Origin of the sequence: Dietzia sp. SYD-A1 (genome assembly GCF_015356725.1) — a bacterium.
GTDB lineage: Bacteria > Actinomycetota > Actinomycetes > Mycobacteriales > Mycobacteriaceae > Dietzia.
On record NZ_JADDKI010000478.1, the window covers coordinates 1 to 1,496 of the forward strand.

2 protein-coding genes are annotated in these 1,496 nt (G+C 73.9%); both read right to left on the reverse strand.

The window, feature by feature from the left end; all coding sequences use genetic code 11:
- Nucleotides 1-1,221 (reverse strand): GAF domain-containing protein (locus IY392_RS15840; protein ID WP_194861730.1); only part of this gene is annotated, 1,221 nt, incomplete at its 3' end.
- A gap of 13 nt (nucleotides 1,222-1,234) precedes the next feature.
- The coding region (locus tag IY392_RS15845) for an enoyl-CoA hydratase/isomerase family protein (protein WP_228549507.1) at nucleotides 1,235-1,496 on the reverse strand (262 nt) is incomplete at its 5' end.

The window sequence follows — 1,496 nt, forward strand, 5'->3', positions numbered from 1 at the left end:
GGGTAGGAGCATCACCGCGCGGTCACCGTAGGTGGTCACCAGCCCGCCGTCGGCCCGGGCGAGCGACCGGCACTCGGTCTGTAGAGCCCGGGTCATCCGCGGCTCGGCGGGGGTGATCACCAGCGCGATGAGGTCGGAGTGGACGTCGACGCCCAGCAGCGCGGCCCGCCGGCCGATCGCCTCGAGGTCGTGCTCACCGGGGGAGAGCAGTTCTGCCAGGAGCTCGCCGCGGACGCGGTTGTCGGCCTCGTCCCGCGCGCGGTGGCCCAGCAGGATCAGCGCGATCACCGAACTCACCCGCTCCAGCACCCGTCCGATGGCCGGGACCGAGCCCCGGCTGGCGTAGGTGACGTACCCCAGGTGGTCGGAGCCGGTGACGACGGGGTTGACGACGACGAGGTGGCCGCCGGACTGGCGCGTGACCATCCGCTCGGTGTCCGCGGCGGCCTCCTCCAGTACCCGCCGGAGCAGCTCGGCCGGCGGTCCCTCGGCGGACCGGGCCGCGCCGATCTCCCGGTGGGCCAGGTCGAAGACCGCCGCGGTGCCCCCCTCGATGTCGACCAGCAGGTCCACGATCTCCGGGACGGTGGCCCCGGCCACGACCAGCCGGGTGAGGCGCTCGTGCAGGTCGACGGTCGCGGCCAGTCGCGCGGACCGGGCGCGCTCGGCGTCGAGGGCGTCGCGGGTCTCGTCCAGCTCGCGTCGGCGACGTGAGGCGCGCTCGGCGGCGGACAGCGCCGCGGAGACCTGGTCGGCCAGCAGCGCGACCAGCGTGATCTCGTCCTGGGTGAAGTCGCGCTCGCCGCGGTCGGAGGTGAACAGTGTTCCGGTGAGCCGGCCATGCGTGCGGACGGGCACGCCGAGGATCGCCTTGACGCCCTCCTCGCGGATGATCGGGTCGATCACGTGGGTGTACTGCTCGTCGGCCAGGTAGTTGCGGGTCCAACGGGGTGCCATGGCCTCGGCGACCTGCCCGCCCAGGCCGAGCCCCATGCCCAGACGGATGGTGTCGAACCGGGGGCTGGTGGCGCCCTCGGCCATGCGCATGTAGGTGTCGCCGCGCTCGGGGTCGAGCAGCATCACGTACGCCAGGTCGGTGCCCACGAGTTGGCGGGCCCGACGGATGGCGATGTGCAGCACGGCGTCCTCGTCCTGCGCGGCCGCCAGCTCGGCCGCCGCGTCGAGGACGTCCCGCAGTCCCAGGGCGAGGTCGACGGCCATGGCTAAGGGGGGTTCAGCGCCCGAGGAAGTCGGCTTTGCCGGGCCCGGAGTCGATGAACGACTGCATGCCCACTTCGCGGTCCTCGGTGGCGAACAGCGCCGCGAACAGGGCGCGCTCGATGCTCAGGCCGGTGGCCAGGTCCACCTCGATGCCGCGGTCCACGGCCTCCTTGACCGCCCGCAGCGCCATCCGGGGGCCGCCCACGAACTGCCGGGCCCACTCGGTCGCGCGGGCGGTGGCCTGGCCGTCCGGGACCACCTCGTCGACCGCGCGC